Below are 15,690 nucleotides of genomic sequence, written 5' to 3' on the forward strand. Positions count from 1 at the left end.
TCCTGAAGCTCGCGATGCCGGACCAGAAGCCCTTTTACGTCACGACCGCCATCTCCTACCCGAACGGCGTCCCGCATATCGGGCACGTCTACGAGGCGATCGCGACGGACGCGATCGCGCGCTTTCACCGGCTGTCCGGACGCGACGTCCGCTTCGTCACCGGCACGGACGAGCACGGCCTGAAGATGGCGCAGACGGCCGCGCGCGAAGGCGTGACGCCGTTCGAATGGGCGACGAGGAACGCCGAGCGCTTCCGGGCGATGGACGAGCGCTTCGCGATCTCCTTCGACCGCTTCATCCGCACGACCGACAAGGACCATTACGCCGCGAGCCAGGAGGTCTGGCGGCGGATGGCGGAGAACGGCGACATCTATCTCGGCAAGTACGAGGGCTGGTACTCGGTCCGCGACGAAGCCTATTTCGACGAAGCCGAGACGGTTCTGGCCGAGGACGGAAGCCGCAAGGCGCCGACCGGCGCGCCGGTCGAATGGGTGGTCGAAGAGAGCTATTTCTTCCGCCTCTCGGCCTATCAGGATCGGCTGCTCAAGCTCTACGAAGAACAGCCCGGCTTCATCGGCCCCGAGGCGCGGCGCAACGAGATCCTGGCCTTCGTGAAGCGGGGCCTGACGGACCTTTCGATCAGCCGCACGACGTTCGACTGGGGCGTGCCGGTGCCCGGCGATCCGCGCCACGTGATGTATGTCTGGCTCGACGCGCTGACGAACTACCTGACCGGCGCCGGCTTTCCCGACGACGCGTCCGAGCTGAAGCGCTTCTGGCCGGCCGACCTGCACGTGATCGGCAAGGACATCATCCGCTTCCATACGGTGTTCTGGCCGGCCTTCCTGATGTCGGCTGGGCTGCCGCTGCCGAAGCGGGTGTTCGCGCACGGCTTCCTCACCAATCGCGGCGAGAAGATCTCGAAGTCGGTTGGCAACGTCGTCGATCCCTTCGCGCTCGCCGACGGCTACGGCGTCGACGCCGTGCGCTATTTCCTGCTGCGCGAGGCGCCGTTCGGGCAAGACGGCTCCTACAGCCACGAAGCGATCGTCGGCCGCATCAACGCCGATCTCGCAAATGACCTCGGCAATCTCGCGCAGCGCTCGCTCTCAATGGTCGCAAAGAACTGCGAGGGCAGGGCGCCTGCGCCCGGCGTTCCTTCGCCCGCCGACGAGGCGATGCTGGCCGCGGTCGACGCGCTCTGGCCGAAGGTCTCCGCCGCTTTCGTGGAGCCCGCGCCGCACGCCGCGCTCGCCGCAATCTGGACGGTCGTTGCGGAAGCCAACCGCTATTTCGCGGGCCAGGAACCGTGGGCGCTCAGGAAGACGGACCCGGAGCGCATGGCGACGGTGCTCTACGTCACGCTCGAGACGGTGCGGCAGATCGCGATACTTGCGCAGCCGGTGATGCCGGAAGCTGCGTCGAAGCTCCTCGATCTCGTCGGCTCGCCGGAAAACGCGCGCAGCTTCGCGGCGCTCGGGGAGGGCGGTCGGCTCGTCCCCGGCGCCGCCCTGCCCGCACCGCAGCCGGTGTTCCCGCGCTATGTCGAGTCCGAAGCGGAGGCCGCTTCGTGACGGCGGCGCTCGTCGACAGCCATTGCCACCTCGACTTCGCCGATTTCGCGCCCGAGCGGGACGCGGTGGTTGAGCGCGCCCATGCAGCCGGCGTCGGCCTGATGCTGACGATCTCGACCCGCGTGCGCCGGTTCGACGAAATTCTCGCGCTTGTGGAGCGGTATCCCAGCGTCGTCGGCACTGTGGGCACGCATCCGCAAAACGCGCATGAGGAAATCGACGTCTCGGCCGAAGAGCTCATTCGGCTCGCGGCGCATCCAAAGATCGTCGGCTTCGGCGAGGCCGGGCTCGATTTCCACTATGAGGGCGACTACGCGGCGCAGGAGCGGGGCTTTCGCGCCCACATCGCCGCCGCCAGAGAGACGGGCCTGCCTTTGGTGATCCACGCGCGGTCCGCCGACGACAAGATGATCGCCGTGCTCGAGGAAGAGACGGGGAAGGGGCCCTTCCCCGCGGTCCTTCACTGTTTCTCGTCCGGCGCGGAACTCGCGCGCCGCGGCGTCGCGCTTGGGCTCTACGTGTCCTTCTCCGGAATCCTGACGTTCAAGAGATCGGAGGAGCTGCGCACGATCGCCGCTGAGGTCCCGGCCGACCGGCTGCTGGTGGAGACCGACGCGCCGTATCTCGCGCCAGAGCCGTTCCGCGGCAAGCGCAACGAACCGGCCTATACGGCGCGAACCGCTGCGACGCTCGCTGGCGTCCGCAACTGGAGCGAGGCGGAGACCCGCGCAATCACAACAGACAATTTCTTCCGCTTGTTCAGTAAGGCGGACAGGAACGCTCTCGTCGTGTCGGAAGCCGTCGGAACCGCATGAGCCGCACGGTCACGATCCTCGGTTGCGGCTCATCCGGCGGCGTGCCGCGGGTGGCTTCTGGCTGGGGCGCGTGCGATCCGAACGAGCCGAAGAACCGGCGCCGCCGCTGTTCGATATTGGTGGAGCAGGGATCGGCAGTTGGCGTCACCCGCGTGCTGGTCGACACCGGCGCGGACCTGCGCGACCAGTTGCTCGGCGCCAATGTCGATCGCATCGACGGCGTCCTCTACACGCATGAGCACGCAGACCACACCCACGGGATCGACGATCTGCGGCCGCTCGCGATCCACGCCCACGGCCGCGTCGACATCTGGTGCGACGCGCAGATGTCCGGCTTCCTGAACGACCGCTTCGGCTACGTCTTCAAGACGCCCACGGGCAGCGATTATCCGCCGATCCTCAACGAGCGACGGCTAACCGCCGGAACGTCTGCGGCCGTAGAAGGGCCGGGGGGCGCCATCGACGCCCTTCCCTTCGAACTGGTCCACGGCCGCGAGCGCGCGCTCGGCTTCCGCTTCGGCGACATGGCCTACACGCCCGACGTCAACAGGATCCCGCAAGATGCTGAAACGCATCTCAAAAATCTTGATCTGTGGATCGTCGACGCGCTGCGCGACACGCCGCATCCGAGCCATTTCTCGCTGAGCGATGCGCTCGGCTGGATCGAGCGTCTGAAGCCGCGCCGGGCGGTGCTGACCAACCTCCATACCGATCTCGATTACGCCACGCTCAAGGCGCGCCTGCCGGCCGGGATCGAGCCGGCCTATGACGGGCTGAGGCTGGCGTTCTGAGATGAGGCGGCGTTTAATTCTCTATGGTTCGAGCCTCGCCGTGATCCTCCTGCTAGCCTTCCTGCCGCTGATCCTGGCGCTCGGCGCATCCGCGATCGCCGACGCTGCGGGCTGCAGGCTCGACGAAGCCAGCAGCTATCCCTGTATTATCGGCGGCGTCGATTTCGGCGACATGCTCGCCGTGATGTTCGTGCTGGGCTGGCTGTCGCTGGTGAGCTTGCCGTTCGGAGCGGCCGCGGTGCTGGCCTGGCTCATAGTCTTGGCGGTCGACGTCGTCTGGCAGCGGGTACGCCAGCGGCGGCAGACCTGATTAGACGCCGGACCCGCTGCCGTCCCCAAGCGCGGGGATCAGGAGTCGTTCCATAATATATCTTATGCGACTCACAGTGACGTCTCTGGACGCCCCGTACGCAGCGCTCTCCTGGCGGCCAAATAGACCCTGAGGCCTTACTGGCTGGCGAGCGACTGAAGCACGTTCGGCAACGCGCCCGGCAGATCGTCGGCGATTAGGCCCCGTCCGATCGCATTGGCGGCCTCGCCATGCAACCAGACCGCGGCTGACGCCGCTTCGAAGACCGGCGCACCCTGGGCCATGAGGCCCGCGATCAATCCGGCCAGCACATCGCCGGCCCCGGCCGTTGCGAGATGCGGCGGCGCGTTGTCCGCGATCGTCGCGCGTCCATCCTGCGACGCGACGACGGTGTCCGGGCCCTTGAGGACGATCGTCGCGCCGACACGCGCCGCCGCCGCGCGTGCGCGCTCGAGCTTGGAGGGAGCGACGTCGGCATCCTCTCCGAACACGCGCTTGAATTCGCCCTCGTGCGGCGTCAGCACCGCCTCGCCCTCGCCGATCAGGCGTCCCAGGCCTTCCGCGTCGCCCGCGAACAGCGAAAAGACATCGGCGTCCATCACGACGCGCCGGTCGCCCGCGCAGGCCTCCTCCAGCGCGCGCCGGGTGTCGGGCGTCGCGCTGGCGCCCGGCCCAACCACGACTGCGGCAACCTTTCGCTGGTCGAGAAAAGAGCGCCAGCCGTCTTCGGCCTCCCGCAGCATGATGGCGGTGAGGTGTGCGGCGTGTTCCTTCAGCGCGGCCTTGGAGCCGAGGAGGGTGACGGCCCCTGCCCCAGCCCGAAGCGCAGCAAGAGCCGACAGCCGGCTGGCGCCGGTTTGAAGCTCCGGCCCGCTCCATACGGCGACATGCCCGCGGGAGTATTTATGGCCCGCGATCGACGGCTCCGGAATGGCGTCACGCCAGACCGCCGGCCGGTTGAGCCAGACGCGCGCGCCGACCGATGCGACGGCGCTCGCCGGCGCGCCGATGTCGGCGAGGACGATGCGGCCGCACAGCAACCGCCCCGGAAGCAGGATATGGCCGGGCTTCAGCCGCACGAAGGTGACCGTGACGTCCGCTCTCATGCAGACGTCACCGATTGGATGTCCTGAGGCGCCGTCGAGGCCGCTGGGGGTATCGACGGCGATGATCGGGGCGCCGCAGGCCTGTGCGGCCAGGACCGCGTCGGCGGCCGCGCCCGAGAGTGGCCGCGAGAGCCCTGCCCCGAACAAGGCGTCGATGATCAGATCGACCCTAGCGAAATCCGCGTCCTCGAGCCGGACCGTCGGCCCCGCCCATCCCGCGGCAGCCTGCGCGGCGTCGCCCCTCAGCGCAGCTCGGTCCCCAAGCACGGCGACGACCACCGCTCTGTTCGCCTCGGCCAGCAGCCGCGCCGCGACGAAGCCGTCGCCGCCGTTCGCGCCGGGGCCTGCGAGGACCACGATCTTTTCCGCCGCGTAGTCGAGAGCCGCGTGTGCGACCGCTTCGCCGGCACGCTCCATGAGCGCAGCGCCGGGAACGCCCTCGGCCGCCGAGGCGCGGTCCACTTCCGTCATCTCTGCTGGCGTCAGAAGCTCGAAATCCATCGCTCACTCGTTTGCATCAAATGCTGCTTAATTTTCGCGCCGGAGGCTATCGTATGGGCAGGTATCTCCGGACGAAAATTATGCGGCGCGATCATGCATTGAGCAGGATCGTTTGCGCCGATAGAGTATCGTCGCGCCCGTCGCCAACGCCAGCTAGGGCGCTGAAGGCCTCGGTCGGATGACGCGGTCTGGCACGCTTGCTGCTATGAGGCGCGTGCCGGCCAAGCGGCGCCATCCGGCGTCGGGCGGTCGCGCGACTTTAGGAGGCCCAAAGACGTGAAGAAGATCGAAGCGATCATCAAACCCTTTAAGCTCGACGAGGTGAAGGAAGCGCTTCAGGAGGTCGGCGTTCAGGGCATCACCGTCACAGAAGCGAAGGGGTTCGGGCGCCAGAAGGGCCATACCGAGCTCTATCGTGGCGCTGAGTACGTGGTCGATTTCCTGCCCAAGGTGAAGATCGAGGTCGTGCTCGCAGGAGACATGGTGGAGCGCGCCGTCGAGGCGATCCGCAAGGCCGCCGCGACCGGCCGCATCGGCGACGGCAAGATTTTCGTCTCGCCTATCGAGGAAGCGATCCGCATCCGCACCGGCGAGGTGGGCGTCGAGGCGATCTGAGGATCGCCGACGCCCGGTGGGAGCGCCGGGCGGCGAAAGACTTCGTAGAAAAAGGATAAGAAAAAATGACGATGAAATCGTCCAAAGACGTCATGAAGTTCATCGCCGAAAACGACGTGAAATACGTCGATCTCCGGTTCACCGACCCCAAGGGCAAGTGGCAGCACGTCACCTTCGACATCACGATGGTCGACGAGGACTTTTTCACCGACGGGCAGATGTTCGACGGCTCGTCGATCGCCGGATGGAAGGCGATCAACGAGTCCGACATGCTGCTGATGCCGGATGTGAAGACCGCCTGCGTCGACCCGTTCTTCGCGGCGACCACCCTTTCGGTCGTGTGCGACGTGCTGGAGCCAACCACGGGCGAGCCCTACGAGCGCGATCCGCGCGGCACTCTGGTCAAGGCCGAGGCCTATCTGAAGTCGCTCGGAATCGGCGACACCATCTATTTCGGCCCCGAGGCCGAGTTCTTCGTGTTCGACGACGTGCGCTTCGCGGCGACGCCATACAATACCGGCTTCAAGCTGGACAGCGATGAACTGCCGACGAATTCGGACGCGGAATACGACACCGGCAATCTTGGCCACCGCATCCGAACCAAGGGCGGCTACTTCCCCGTTCCGCCGATGGACAGCGCGCAGGACATGCGCGGCGAGATGCTCGCCGCGATGGCCGCGATGGGCGCCAAGGTCGAGAAGCACCACCACGAGGTGGCTTCCGCCCAGCATGAGCTCGGCTTGAAGTTCGAAGAAGCCGTGCTGATGGCGGACCACACGCAGGTCTACAAGTACTGCATCCACCAGGTCGCGCAGAGCTACGGCAAGACGGCGACCTTCATGCCGAAGCCGGTCTATGGCGACAACGGCTCGGGCATGCACTGCCACATGTCGATCTGGAAGAACGGCAAGCCCCTGTTCGCCGGCGACAAGTACGCGGGCCTCAGCCAGGAGTGCCTCTGGTACATCGGCGGCGTCATCAAGCACGCCAAGGCCATCAACGCCTTCACGAACCCTACGACGAACAGCTACAAGCGCCTTGTCCCGGGCTTCGAAGCCCCGGTCCTGCTCGCCTATTCCGCGCGCAACCGCTCGGCCTCCTGCCGCATCCCGTGGACGACCTCGCCCAAGGCGAAGCGCGTCGAAGTCCGCTTCCCGGACCCGTCGGCGAACCCCTATCTCTGCTTCGCCGCGCTCATGATGGCCGGGCTCGACGGCATCGTGAACAAGATCGATCCCGGCCAGCCGATGGACAAGGATCTCTACGACCTGCCGCCGAAGGAGCTGAAGAAGATCCCGACGGTGTGCGGCTCGCTCCGCGAGGCGCTGAGCTCGCTCGACAAGGACCGCGAGTTCCTGAAGCGCGGCGCGGTCTTCACCGACGACCAGATCGACAGCTTCATCGACCTCAAGATGCAGGAAGTCATTCGCTTCGAGCACACGCCGCACCCGGTCGAGTTCGACATGTATTACTCGGTCTGAGGATCTGCTCTCAGCTCCCTTGGAGCGCTGGGGGACGCCGTAAGGCGTCCCCTTTTTTATTCGCTAGCCCGCTCTAGAGCGTCGCCCGGCTCGCCACGCCTTCGATCCTGAGATTGGCGGTTCCTGTGCTCTCGGTGAAGGAGGCGAGATCTGTGGTCCCTGTGACTGCGCCCGCTGCGTTCATTTGACGAAGCGCTCCGCCGCCGGACGACACGGCTGCGAAGCCCGTTGCGAGGTTGTCGCCCACGAGCACCTCCTTCGCCCCGGCCACGGTCGACACGCCCATCGCGAGCGTCGTTTTGCGCAGGACATTGCCCAGGATGACGCTGTCCTGCGTGTAGGAACCCGCCGACAGGTCGATCCCCTGAAAGGCATCCTCCACGAAGTTGTTGGCGATCAGCACGCAAGTTTCCGCCGCGATCGCTTTGCCCGGCGAGGTGTACTGGTTCGCCGTCCCCGCGGCGACCGTGCGCTTGGAAATGCGACGGATCACGTTATTAGCGATGACGCCAAGCCGCCCGCTGTTGTCGATGTTCGCGATCGCAACGCCGACGCCGGCGTCGTTGATGACATTGTCGCTGACGACGACATCGAAGCCATCGTTGGCGATCTGCCGACCGTTGCTGAAGCCTTCGACATAGATCGCGACCTCGCCATGTTTGTCACAATGGTTCTGTGAGACGCGCGAGCGGGTGCAGCCGTTCAGTCTGACGGCTGTGAAGGCGCAGTCATAGATTTCGTTCTGCGCTACGACGACGTTCGACTCGGCTTCGATAAGGACAGCGTTACCCTGGTAGCCCGTGGACTCGGGCGTGGTCCGCGCGACGCCGTTGATGCGGTTGCCTACAATATGGGTGATCGCCGGTGTGCCGGCGTCGCGAGACATTACGACGCCGTTGTTTCGCATCGCTGACAGACGGCTGTCTTCAAAAACGAAGCCTTCATGATTCTCCGCGCCGGTCGCGGCGAAAAGATCGTTGAAATCGCTATCAACGATCAACGCCGCGCATTGCGATACCCCGAGGCCGTAGCCGTCCGCGTGCTGGAACACGCAGCGCTCAACCGCCAGTCGCGAGGTCGTCGAGGTAGTCCGCTGCGCGACTACCAGGGCGCGGTATCCGACGCCGTAGGAATCCGAAGGCGTGAGATTGACGCCGTCGAAGATCAGTCCACTGAGCCTAGCCCGCCCGAAATTCTGCAGGACCAGAATGGCGTTTGCGCCGGACGCCAGTTTCAGCGTCACCTTTCCGGGTACGCCGATTAGATCGAGCGGCCCCGTGATGACGACGTTGCTGACGGTGTAAGATCCTGGATCGATGAATAGCGGCCGCCCCTGCGAAATCGCAGCGCTGATGGCGCTCGACAGAGCCGTAGACGGGTTGGAGGCGGTCGGCGTGAAGCCATAGTCGGTGGCGTTCAACTGAGTGACAGTAGGCATAGCCATCTCCAGAACGAAAAGGGAACAAAGAGATAGCCGAACCGGTCTGGCTTGTAAACCTATTTACGGATATAATCCTAACTAAGCTTGCTGGGGCCTCAACATGCGCGCCGCGCAGAGGCTCGCTTCAGTCTCGGAGAGGACCCATCCGTCGACGATGACGGTGCGCTGGGCGGCAAAGTCCAGCGCACACTGGTCCTGTACCAGCGTCCGCCGCACAGTCGGGCAATCCTCGGCCAGCGCCTGCCGGATCAAGGGACGCTCCGTGAGCGCGGAAGCGAAGCCCGGAAGGTCGTTCGGCAGGCTCCCGAGCTCGAGCGCCCGCTCTCCGATCCGCCGTGCGATCGGCGCGTCAGGCGCGATGTCGAGGAGCGAGAAGAAGTCCGGATGGTTCCGCGGCACGAAGGCGCAACCGAACCGGCTGCCGCCATAGGCGACCGCGCCGAAAGCGACGACGGCGGCCGAACCTAGCAGCGCGCGGCGGGTGAAAGTTGCCATGTCCCTGCTCTCCTCAGACTGTTACGGCTAAGTGGTCGGCGAGACGGATGGCGAGCGCCGTGACCGTCAATGTCGGATTGGCGCAGCCCCCAGTCGTGAAGGTGGAACTGCCCGCCATGTAGAGGTTTCGCACCGAATGCACGCGGCAGTCGGCGTCCACGACGCCCTGCCTCGGGTCCGCGTGCATGCGCGTGGTGCCCATATGGTGGTAGCCGGAATAGGCGACCTCCGGATCAGGCGTTTCGGGAATGCCGATCTGGAGCCTGCCGATGCCGGCGGCGCCGATCGCCGCCCCTATGACCTCGTGGGTTCGACGAAGCTTCAGGAGATCGTCGGATGTGATGCGCCAATTGAGCGCTATGCGGTTGAAGCCGAGCGCGTCCTTTTCTTCGATCAGCGTGACGCGGCTGTCGGGGTTCGGCGACTGCTCGGCGTCCTGGCGGATCTTGAAGACGCTGGCGCGGGAGGATGGCGCGACCTTGCGCACCGCATGGCGGTAGACGCCGGTGGCGACCGCGCCGAGATCGTCGACGACGTCGCAGTAATGCTCAGCGAACCGGTCCGGCACATGCCCGCGGCTGAACGTCTTCAGCATCGTGGAGAAGGCGATCCAGCCGTAGTTCCGGAAGTCGTCGTCGTAGATTTCGCTGTCGTGCTGAGCGACGAGAAAGGCGGAATTGTTGTTCAGGTGCAGCCGCCTGACCAGATCAGGGTGAATCTTCAGGCCGAGCGCCAGCAGAGCGCCGCCGACCTGTATTTCCTCGGGATAAAGCGCAGTGTCGACGCCCTCGTTGAACATGACGGTCGAGGTCTCGATCGTCATATGGTCGGTGTAGTAACGACCGACGAGATCGTTCTCGTTGCCAATGCCGGCCGAACGCTGCTTACGGCTGTTCAACAGGATGCGGGCATTTTCAATGCCGCCGCAGGCGATCACGAAGGTCTTGGCGCGAACCATGGTCTGCGCGCCCTCGAGCGTACTGACGGTCATGCTTTCGACGACGTCCGAGCCGTCACGCAGCACGATGTCGGTGAGGTTTGCGTGAAGCCAGCAGTCGATCCGCGCATCGTCCCGGATCGCGTCGTGGAACTTCTCCGCGAACCGCGTCGGAGGGCTCTGCTGGTAGACGTCGGTGAACACCTTGCCGGGATCAAGCGGCAACGGCTTCGCGGGCAACTTCGCCGCCCAGTCCGCGAAGTCGTACTTGAAGGGGCCGAGGTCGAGATAATTCTGAGCGCGGGCGTAGAAGGGGTCGAGATCCGCGCGCGTGATCGGCCAGCCGTGATGGGGCACGTCGTTCCGCGGCTCGAAGTCCAATGGGTCGAGCGGAGCGCACATGCCCGTCCAGTGGCCGGACGTGCCACCGAACTGGCGAAGGCGCGAGTTTGCGGTGTCGATGTGATGGTGACCGGTGACCTGGCCTCTGTAGAGGTCCTGCGAATCCTGCTCGTAGACAGGACCGCCGCCCTCGAGCAGCACGACCCTTCGCCCTTTTTTGGAAAGCTCCAGAGCCAGAGAGATGCCGGCCGGACCTGTGCCGACGATGCAGACGTCGCCCACGATCTCCCGCGGCGGCGGTCCTGAGCGAAGATCGGAGATCATGCCTGAATGCCCTCGCCTTCGCGCTCGCCATGGCGCGGTAGGACGCACGATGGTCAGCGCCCATGCTTCGCTAGGGTCGCGGAACGCTGCGCGCCGAAGGCGCGACCTCTATGCTCGAGGGCTATCAGGAAAGCCTAAAAACTTTGCTCAAGAGAAGGCCGCTTTCTGAGCCGATCCGCTGATGAGGCGCGGGCATCGTACAATTATCGAAGGCTGTTGAAGCGCGACAGGGGCAGCCAAGAGCTCGATCGCGTGGCTCCTGAGGCTGGACTTTCGGCCGAGTGGTAGTCCGCCGCGGCGAGGATTGACGATCGCCGATGACGGGCGCATCATCGCCTCGTCAACACTTACAACGGAGGTCTAGAAAAATGACTCCGCCGAAGCGTGTAGACTGACCGTAGTGAAGCGCATCCGGAGCGCGATTTTCTACGGCGACCTATAATATTATGGACTTCTGCCGAGGGTCTATTGCCTCACGGCTGATTGTTGCATCCGAAGGATCGGAGCGGATGCCGGGATCGGCCTTGGAGACTTAATCGGACGCCTCGAAATAGATCGACGACGCGCACGGTTCAAGAATAGCCGAATGCCTCAGGGCCGGCTCTCACACCCTAGAGAACCTCGCTCATCGACATGAATGAAACGCCTCGACCGGCCCGCCGGCGGGGCGTTTCTGTTTGCAGCCGCCCTGCGCCTCAAGCCCAGCCGATTTCTTCCCAGTCGCGGCAACCTCATTTGGAAGGTCGGCCCGGAAAAATGGGCGCCAAAGTGAGATCCTAGACTGCGCTCACGGACGGGAACCGGCGGCGCAGGCCGTCGACCCGTTCGGACTCAACTCGCACGACGACGCGCACCGCGCCGTCGTCCGCGATCTCGCGGCGCATGACGTCGCCGTGCCGATGGAGCCAGTTCTCACCGGCCCCGTCATCCGGCTCGATGGTCACGACGAGCGTTTCGCGCCGCGCCGACAGCCGATCCTCGACCGACCCGAGCAAAGCGTCGGTCCCCTCCCCTGTCAGCGCCGAGACCAGCGCTGGCCGCCCGTCGGCGTCGCGCCGCGCGACAGTCGCCGCGAGCGTCGCCCGCGCGTCCTCATCCAGCCGATCGACCTTGTTCCACACCTCGATCACGCGATCGTCCGTCTCGGGATCGATCCCGAGGTCGCGCAGGACCGAAGCGACGTCCTGGCCCTGAGCGTCGGAATCCTCGTGGGCGATGTCGCGCACGTGCAGGATGATGTCGGCCTCGATGACCTCTTCAAGCGTCGCGCGGAAGGCAGCGACAAGCTGCGTCGGCAGTTCCGAAATGAAGCCGACCGTATCCGACAGGATCGCATGGGCCCCGTGCGGCAGCCGGATCTGGCGCAGCGTCGGATCGAGCGTCGCGAACAGCATATCGGCCGCCGTCACTTCGGCCTTGGTGAGGCGATTGAAGAGCGTGGACTTGCCGGCATTGGTGTAGCCGACCAGCGCGACGATCGGATACGGCACGCGCTTGCGGCCTGCGCGATGAAGGCCGCGAGTGCGCTTCACCTGCTCGAGCTCGCGCTCGATCTTCAGGATCCGGTCGGTGATCATCCGGCGGTCAGCCTCGATCTGCGTCTCGCCGGGGCCGCCGAGGAAGCCGAAGCCGCCGCGCTGGCGCTCCAGATGGGTCCAGGAGCGGACAAGCCGGCTCTTCTGCCAGGTGAGGTGCGCATGCTCGACCTGGAGCACGCCTTCCTTGGTGCGCGCCCGCTGACCGAAGATCTCGAGGATCAGACCGGTGCGATCGATGATCTTGGCGCCGAGCGCCTTTTCAAGGTTGCGCTGCTGGACTGGCGTCAGGGCGGTGTCGACGACGACGAGTTCGACGTGCTCCGCCTTGGCGAGCTCGGCCAGTTCTTCGACCTTGCCCTTGCCGAGGAAGGTCGCCGGGCGGATCTCGCTGAGCGTCACCAGTTTGGATGCGACGACCTCAAGGTCGATCGCGAGCGCCAGGCCCACAGCCTCGTCGAGGCGAGCCGCGGGACTCCGGGCCAGCTCCGGAGCGCGTCGCCCGGTCAGAACCGGCGTGATCACCAGCGCCCGCGTCGCGGGCGCCTTTCCGTTCGGTCCGCCATTGAGGCCGGAAATGTCAGAGCTCAACCGTCATCCTTACCGTGCAGCCTTTGCGGGCGCTCGCTCCGCTTCGGTCTCCTCCGGCTCGAAGAGCTGGATCGGATGACCGGGCATAACGGTCGATATGGCGTGCTTGTAGACGAGTTGCGAGTGCCCGTCGCGACGCAGCAGCACGCAGAAGTTGTCGAACCAGGTGACGACGCCTTGCAGCTTGACGCCGTTCACCAGGAAGATCGTCAGCGGAATCTTGTTCTTACGGACGTTGTTGAGAAAGGTGTCCTGCAGGTTCTGAGCGCGCTCGGCGGCCATGTTCTTTTTCTTTCGTTATAGGGCTCAGCTTAGCGCCGAGACGCACGAGCCGACCTTCGCAGAAGACAACGCGGATAAGGCCTTGCGCCGTCCGCCTCCGCCCCTGGTGGTCGGCGCGGAACGAATGCAGCGCCTCGCTTATTAACTCCAGCGCCGCGAGATTGCGCAAGCGTGGACGGCGCGATGTCAGGGCTTCGCGCGTTCCGCAAATTCGTGGAATCGCCGCCTGAGCCCCAGCGCCGCTGGTCCCGGCTTCCCATCACCGACGGGTTTGCCGTCGATCGCAGTGACGGGCGTCACAATAGCGGTCGCAGCGGTGATGAAGGCCTCTTTAGCGCGCTTCGCCTCCTCCACCGAGAAGGGTCGCTCCTCGATCCGCATCTGAAGGTCACGGGCCATGTCGAACAGCGTCGTGCGTGTAACGCCGCGCAAGATGCCGCTCTCGGCGGGGCGCGTGACGATCGTCCCCTTCTCAGTGACGATCCAGGCGTTCGTCGAGCCGCCCTCGGTCACGAACCCGTCGGCGTCGACATACCAGGCCTCCTTCGCGCCGGCCTCCTTGGCCTGCTGCTTCACCAGCACGTTCGGCAGCAGCGCAACGGACTTGATGTCCACGCGCGGCCAACGATTCTCCGGCACGGTGATGACCGACACCCCGGCTTCCGCCGCAGCGCCGACTTTGGCGCGATCGGTCGACCGTGCGGTGACGACAATGGCGGGCGGGATGCTGGCGGACGGGAAATAATGATCGCGCCGCGCGACGCCACGGGTGACCTGGAGATAGACGATGCCGTCGCGGACCCGGTTGCGCCTGATCGTCTCCCGCAACACGACCTTCAACGCTGTTTCCGGCATCGGGTCGCGGATCTGCAACTCCGAAAGTGAGCGGCGCAGTCGCGTTAGATGCCGGGTCTCGTCGATCATGACGCCGCCGACGACTTCGCAGACCTCATAGACGCCGTCGGCAAATTGGTAGCCGCGGTCCTCGATATGGACTGCCGCTTCCGCGTGGCGGACGTATCGGCCGTTGACATAGGCGATGCGGGACATGGAGAGCTCTGATCGACTAAACGGAGGCGTCATCCCGGCCGCAGAGCCGGGATGATCCTGAGATTAAAGGCGCTTGATCCGGTCCCGGCGCATGGCGCCGTCCAGGCCGACGCGTGGCTCACCCGATCCCAAGCGCCTTGAGCTTCCTGTGAAGCGCCGAGCGCTCCATGCCGATGAACTCGGCCGTGCGTGAGATGTTGCCGCCAAACCGGCTGATCTGGGCAAGCAGATACTGCCGCTCAAAGATTTCGCGCGCCTCGCGCAGCGCCAGGCCCATCAACTGTTCGCCCCCCGCTCCGCTCGGCGTCGGCGGCACCATGGTGCCGATTTCGGAAGGCAGCATGTCCGCATTGACGACCACGTCGGCGTCGCCCCCGGCGAGGATCATCAGGCGTTCGACATTGTTGCGGAGCTGGCGGACGTTGCCCGGCCAGTCATGGCTCTGGAGAACGGCCATCGCGTCCTCGCCGATCTTGCGCTTCGGCAATCCGGTCGCGGAGGAAATCTGGTCGAGGAAAAACTCGATCAGCTCCGGGATATCTTCGCGCCGCTCGGCGAGGCCGGGAACGCGGACCGGCACAACGGCCAGCCGGTGAAACAGATCTTCGCGGAAGCGACCCTCGGCGATCTCCTGCTCGAGGTTCCGCGAGGAGGAGGAGATGATCCTGACGTCGACCTGCACCTTGGTGGCGCCATTCAGTCGCGTGAAGGTCTGGTCGACGAGAACGCGCAGGATACGGTTCTGCGTCTCGCGCGGCATGTCCGCAACTTCGTCGATGAACAGCGTGCCGCCATGCGCCTCCTCGAGCGCGCCGACCTTCCTTGAGCCGTTCTCTGCGCCTTCAACGCCGAACAGCTCCTCCTCCATCCGCTCCGGCGTGATCGCGGCGGCGTTGATCAGCACGAACGGTCCCCGCGCCCGCGCTGACTTCGCGTGGATCATGCGCGCCGCCAGCTCCTTTCCGGAGCCGGAAGGTCCCGCGATCAGGATACGGCTGTTGGTCGGCGCAACGCGGTCAAGCGCGCCGCGAAGCTGATTCAGTACCGTCGACTTGCCGACGAGCTTGGTGGTCTGCGCGGAGCCGCGGCGCAAATCCTTCAGCTCGCGCTTGAGAGCAAAGGATTCGAGCGCCCGCTGCGCGATCAGCACCAGCCGGTCGGCCTTGAAAGGCTTCTCGATGAAATCGTAGGCGCCCGACTTGATGGCTGAAACCGCGGTCTCGATGTTTCCGTGACCGGAGATCATGACGATCGGGATTTCGGGGTGATCCTTGTGGATCGCGTCCAGAATCTCCAGACCGTCGAGCTTCGAGCCTTGCAGCCAGATGTCGAGAAAGACGAGTTGCGGGCGGCGCTTGGCGATCTCCGCCAGCGCCTCGTCGGAATTCCGCGCCGTGCGCGTCCCGTGGCCTTCGTCCTGGAGGATGCCGGCCACGAGTTCGCGGATGTCGGCCTCGTCGTCGACGATGAGGATGTCGGTCGCCATGAGGAAAAAACGGT

At 65.2% G+C, this 15,690-nt stretch carries 14 protein-coding genes; 6 read left to right on the forward strand and 8 right to left on the reverse strand.

From position 1 onward, the window contains the following. Positions 1 to 14: 14 nt before the first annotated feature. From metG to EYR15_RS05745, 4 genes are read left to right on the forward strand one after another with little or no spacing between them, the layout of a single operon-like run. A complete protein-coding gene (gene metG, locus EYR15_RS05730) occupies positions 15 to 1,574 on the forward strand; it encodes a methionine--tRNA ligase (RefSeq protein ID WP_131001959.1) in 1,560 nt (519 codons plus the stop codon). Further along, positions 1,571 to 2,389, forward strand: a complete 819-nt coding sequence (locus tag EYR15_RS05735; RefSeq protein WP_131001961.1) for a TatD family hydrolase — start codon at positions 1,571 to 1,573, stop codon at positions 2,387 to 2,389. The genes metG and EYR15_RS05735 overlap by 4 nt, the downstream gene beginning before the upstream one ends. Continuing rightward, on the forward strand, positions 2,386 to 3,180 hold the full coding sequence (locus tag EYR15_RS05740; RefSeq protein ID WP_131001963.1) for an MBL fold metallo-hydrolase: 795 nt from the start codon (positions 2,386 to 2,388) through the stop codon (positions 3,178 to 3,180). Before EYR15_RS05735 ends, EYR15_RS05740 begins: the two co-directional genes overlap by 4 nt. Positions 3,181 to 3,220: 40 nt before the next feature. Further along, on the forward strand, positions 3,221 to 3,490 hold the full coding sequence (locus tag EYR15_RS05745) for a hypothetical protein (RefSeq protein WP_205741586.1): 270 nt from the start codon (positions 3,221 to 3,223) through the stop codon (positions 3,488 to 3,490). A gap of 137 nt (positions 3,491 to 3,627) precedes the next feature. Here the strand turns inward: EYR15_RS05745 and EYR15_RS05750 are convergent, their stop codons facing one another. After that, complete coding sequence (locus EYR15_RS05750; RefSeq protein WP_245498169.1) at positions 3,628 to 5,097, reverse strand: NAD(P)H-hydrate dehydratase; 1,470 nt, start codon at positions 5,095 to 5,097, stop codon at positions 3,628 to 3,630. 276 nt (positions 5,098 to 5,373) lie between these two features. On the opposite strand from EYR15_RS05750, the gene EYR15_RS05755 reads away from it, so the two are divergent. Together EYR15_RS05755 and glnA are read left to right on the forward strand one after the other, a co-directional pair. After that, positions 5,374 to 5,712, forward strand: a complete 339-nt coding sequence (locus tag EYR15_RS05755; protein ID WP_131001967.1) for a P-II family nitrogen regulator — start codon at positions 5,374 to 5,376, stop codon at positions 5,710 to 5,712. A gap of 71 nt (positions 5,713 to 5,783) precedes the next feature. Then, the gene (glnA, locus tag EYR15_RS05760) at positions 5,784 to 7,193 is read left to right on the forward strand and encodes a type I glutamate--ammonia ligase (protein ID WP_131002435.1); all 1,410 of its coding nucleotides are present in this window, start codon (positions 5,784 to 5,786) and stop codon (positions 7,191 to 7,193) included. 73 nt (positions 7,194 to 7,266) lie between these two features. Here glnA and EYR15_RS05765 read toward each other — a convergent pair whose 3' ends face one another. The 7 genes from EYR15_RS05765 to ntrX all read right to left on the reverse strand — a co-directional run bounded on the left by EYR15_RS05765 (position 7,267) and on the right by ntrX (position 15,676). Next, complete coding sequence (locus EYR15_RS05765; protein WP_165455431.1) at positions 7,267 to 8,631, reverse strand: TIGR03808 family TAT-translocated repetitive protein; 1,365 nt, start codon at positions 8,629 to 8,631, stop codon at positions 7,267 to 7,269. Positions 8,632 to 8,712: 81 nt separating this feature from the next. Beyond that, the gene (locus EYR15_RS05770; RefSeq protein ID WP_131001971.1) at positions 8,713 to 9,129 is read right to left on the reverse strand and encodes a hypothetical protein; all 417 of its coding nucleotides are present in this window, start codon (positions 9,127 to 9,129) and stop codon (positions 8,713 to 8,715) included. Between the two features lie 13 nt (positions 9,130 to 9,142). Beyond that, complete coding sequence (locus EYR15_RS05775; RefSeq protein ID WP_131001973.1) at positions 9,143 to 10,732, reverse strand: FAD-dependent oxidoreductase; 1,590 nt, start codon at positions 10,730 to 10,732, stop codon at positions 9,143 to 9,145. A gap of 776 nt (positions 10,733 to 11,508) precedes the next feature. Next, on the reverse strand, positions 11,509 to 12,858 hold the full coding sequence (gene hflX / locus EYR15_RS05780) for a GTPase HflX (protein ID WP_131001975.1): 1,350 nt from the start codon (positions 12,856 to 12,858) through the stop codon (positions 11,509 to 11,511). 9 nt (positions 12,859 to 12,867) lie between these two features. Then, positions 12,868 to 13,140, reverse strand: a complete 273-nt coding sequence (hfq, locus tag EYR15_RS05785) for an RNA chaperone Hfq (protein ID WP_131001977.1) — start codon at positions 13,138 to 13,140, stop codon at positions 12,868 to 12,870. A 186-nt stretch (positions 13,141 to 13,326) separates the two neighbouring features. Continuing rightward, complete coding sequence (locus EYR15_RS05790; protein ID WP_131001979.1) at positions 13,327 to 14,190, reverse strand: D-amino-acid transaminase; 864 nt, start codon at positions 14,188 to 14,190, stop codon at positions 13,327 to 13,329. A 118-nt stretch (positions 14,191 to 14,308) separates the two neighbouring features. Continuing rightward, on the reverse strand, positions 14,309 to 15,676 hold the full coding sequence (gene ntrX / locus EYR15_RS05795) for a nitrogen assimilation response regulator NtrX (protein WP_131001981.1): 1,368 nt from the start codon (positions 15,674 to 15,676) through the stop codon (positions 14,309 to 14,311). Between the last annotated feature and the right edge of the window lie 14 nt (positions 15,677 to 15,690).

It is taken from the genome of Hansschlegelia quercus (genome assembly GCF_004310425.1).
Classification (GTDB): Bacteria; Pseudomonadota; Alphaproteobacteria; order Rhizobiales; family Methylopilaceae; genus Methylopila; species Methylopila quercus.

Coding starts and splice junctions, on each gene's coding strand:
- metG (WP_131001959.1), top strand. CDS start 15: ATGCCGGACCAGAAGCCCTTTTACGTCACGACCGCCATCTCCTACCCG.
- EYR15_RS05740 (WP_131001963.1), top strand. CDS start 2,386: ATGAGCCGCACGGTCACGATCCTCGGTTGCGGCTCATCCGGCGGCGTG.
- EYR15_RS05750 (WP_245498169.1), bottom strand. CDS start 5,097: ATGGATTTCGAGCTTCTGACGCCAGCAGAGATGACGGAAGTGGACCGC.
- glnA (WP_131002435.1), top strand. CDS start 5,784: ATGAAATCGTCCAAAGACGTCATGAAGTTCATCGCCGAAAACGACGTG.
- EYR15_RS05765 (WP_165455431.1), bottom strand. CDS start 8,631: ATGCCTACTGTCACTCAGTTGAACGCCACCGACTATGGCTTCACGCCG.
- EYR15_RS05770 (WP_131001971.1), bottom strand. CDS start 9,129: ATGGCAACTTTCACCCGCCGCGCGCTGCTAGGTTCGGCCGCCGTCGTC.
- EYR15_RS05775 (WP_131001973.1), bottom strand. CDS start 10,732: ATGATCTCCGATCTTCGCTCAGGACCGCCGCCGCGGGAGATCGTGGGC.
- hfq (WP_131001977.1), bottom strand. CDS start 13,140: ATGGCCGCCGAGCGCGCTCAGAACCTGCAGGACACCTTTCTCAACAAC.
- EYR15_RS05790 (WP_131001979.1), bottom strand. CDS start 14,190: ATGTCCCGCATCGCCTATGTCAACGGCCGATACGTCCGCCACGCGGAA.
- ntrX (WP_131001981.1), bottom strand. CDS start 15,676: ATGGCGACCGACATCCTCATCGTCGACGACGAGGCCGACATCCGCGAA.